Annotated in this window: 3 protein-coding genes; 1 reads left to right on the top strand and 2 read right to left on the bottom strand. The window is 65.9% G+C overall.

Annotation, left to right across the window (positions count from 1 at the left end; genetic code table 11):
- Positions 1 to 18 precede the first annotated feature (18 nt).
- Together ABZX92_RS45760 and ABZX92_RS45755 are read right to left on the bottom strand one after the other, a co-directional pair.
- The gene (locus ABZX92_RS45760) at positions 19 to 363 is read right to left on the bottom strand and encodes an RNA polymerase-binding protein RbpA (protein WP_030466135.1); all 345 of its coding nucleotides are present in this window, start codon (positions 361 to 363) and stop codon (positions 19 to 21) included.
- Positions 364 to 601: 238 nt separating this feature from the next.
- Positions 602 to 1,357, bottom strand: a complete 756-nt coding sequence (locus ABZX92_RS45755; protein ID WP_355572426.1) for a thymidine kinase — start codon at positions 1,355 to 1,357, stop codon at positions 602 to 604.
- Between the two features lie 269 nt (positions 1,358 to 1,626).
- On the opposite strand from ABZX92_RS45755, the gene ABZX92_RS45750 reads away from it, so the two are divergent.
- Complete coding sequence (locus tag ABZX92_RS45750) at positions 1,627 to 1,974, top strand: PadR family transcriptional regulator (protein WP_355572425.1); 348 nt, start codon at positions 1,627 to 1,629, stop codon at positions 1,972 to 1,974.
- Positions 1,975 to 2,006 lie beyond the last annotated feature (32 nt).

Genomic DNA, 2,006 nt, shown 5'->3' with positions numbered 1-2,006 from the left:
CTTGAAGCGGTTGTGAGATCAGGCCGTGCGGGTACGGCGTCCGCGCAGCTCTTCGAGGCGCTCGTCGAGCAGCTCCTCGAGCTCGGGGATCGACCGGCGCTCCAGGAGCATGTCCCAGTGCGTGCGCGGCGGCTTGACCTTCTTCACCTCCGGCTCGACACCGTCGATGATCTTCGACTCGGTGCCGTGGAGGCGGCATTCCCAGGTCGGCGGCAACTCGGCGTCGTCGGAGAACGGGACCTCGAAGTCGTGTCCCTTCGGGCAGGCGTACCGCGCTGCCCGGCGCGGAGCGAGATCGTGGTTGCGGTCGGTCTCGTAGCTGACTGCTCCGAGCCGGCTTCCACGCAAAACGCGGTCGGCCATGGCGGTGTCCTTTCGCTCGGCTCAGGGCCGGGGCCCAGGCTTCTTGCTCACCGTGTGCAACGCCCGGATTGCTCCGTTTGTTTCCGGCTCGCTCTCATGGTCGCCCACAGTGACGTCGTTCACTCGTCAACGAAGGCTTCCTACTAATGGATGCGATCGCCACAGGATCGTGACGCGTTATCAAGCTACTGTGCTCACGCGTCACTCTAATGGCCTAGCCAACCCTGTGTGTAACCGCCTAGGCCAAGCGCAGCTGGCCACTTTGTGCGACGTCAGGGCCTAGGTCACCCAATCGGAAGTGACGCCGACAGAGCACTTGGTAACGGATAGTAGTTTCCGTGGTATCGGTTACACCGTTGCTCTCTGTACCCGATCGGTGCTGTTCCGTATCCGAAGCCGTGTCGGCGACCAGAACCGTGTCTCCGGTGTGAATCACCCGTCCGGCCCGCACCCGCGCGTTGAACCGTCCCGGCACCCCGCACCAGCACAGCACCTCGACCTGGATGGCGTTGAGCTCGTCGGCCAGTTCGAACAGCCGCCGCGACCCCGGGAACATCTCGCCGCGGAAGTCCGTGGCGAGCCCGAAGCAGTAGACGTCGACCTGGACGTCGTCCGCGAGCTCGGCCAGCTGCTCGACCTGAGCGGCGGAGAGGAACTGCGCCTCGTCCACGATCAGGTAGTCCACCCGCCGGCCCTCGGCCCACTCCGCGCGCACCAGCCGGCGGAGATCGTCGTCGCGGATCTCCGCGGCCTCGCGCGTGATGCCGATGCGGCTCGAGATCTGCGGGCGCCCCGACCGGTCGTGCCGCACCAGCAGCAACCCGCGACGACCCTGCCGCGAGTTGTTGTGGTCGATCTGCAGCGCGAGCGTCGACTTGCCGCAGTCCATGGGGCCGAAGAAGAACTTCAGGTGTCCCACCACCGGCGTAGACCGTCGGGAACCCGCGACAGGCACAGCGGACAGGGCGTCTGTCGGATCGGGGAGGGCGTCCACGGCGGGTCACCCTAGTGCCTGGGTGGTGATCTTGAGGAATCCCCACGGCGTATCCCTGCCCATCGCGCCTCCCTTCACGTCGGCCGCGGAACCATCGCGCATACATTGCCGCTGCGCAGGTCGCCGAAACATCGTCTTGACTCGGGTCACTCGACAGATTCAGTGTCGACCAAAATCCCGCATCCCCTATTGCTTCAGTGTTAATTGAAATCGGTCTGCGCCGTCATCTCACTTCCCGATATAGCTCGCGCCGCGATATATTCAACGACATGAGTGGTCGGGTCATGTCCGAGCAGACGTTCCTCGTGCTCACCGCGCTCGCGGAGGAGCCGTTGCACGGTTACGCGATCGTGCAGGCGGTGGAGCAGCTGTCCGAGGGACGGATGGTGCTGAGGGTGGGCACGCTGTACGGGGTGCTGGACCGGTTGGTGGCGGACGGGCTCGCCGAGCGCGACCGTGAAGAGGTGCACCAGGGGCGGCTGCGGCGCTACTACAAGCTCACCGACGCCGGTGTGCGGGCGCTGCAGGCGGAGGTCGCGCGGCTGAGCGCGAACGTGCGGGCGGCTTCCGCGGTGCTGAGGGGGAGGGGTGTCCAGCCATGGGCGAGCAAGGCGTGAGCAATCTGGAGCGTCGCTACCGGCAGCTGCTG

Source organism: Lentzea sp. NPDC006480, assembly GCF_040611995.1.
In the GTDB taxonomy this organism is placed as follows: Bacteria; Actinomycetota; Actinomycetes; order Mycobacteriales; family Pseudonocardiaceae; genus Lentzea.
Note: the sequence above shows the minus strand (reverse complement) of the source record. Positions and strands in the feature narration are given on the sequence as shown.

Excerpts from the sequence above, each read along its gene's own strand:
- ABZX92_RS45760 (WP_030466135.1), bottom strand. The coding sequence starts at position 363 with ATGGCCGACCGCGTTTTGCGTGGAAGCCGGCTCGGAGCAGTCAGCTAC.
- ABZX92_RS45750 (WP_355572425.1), top strand. The coding sequence starts at position 1,627 with ATGAGTGGTCGGGTCATGTCCGAGCAGACGTTCCTCGTGCTCACCGCG.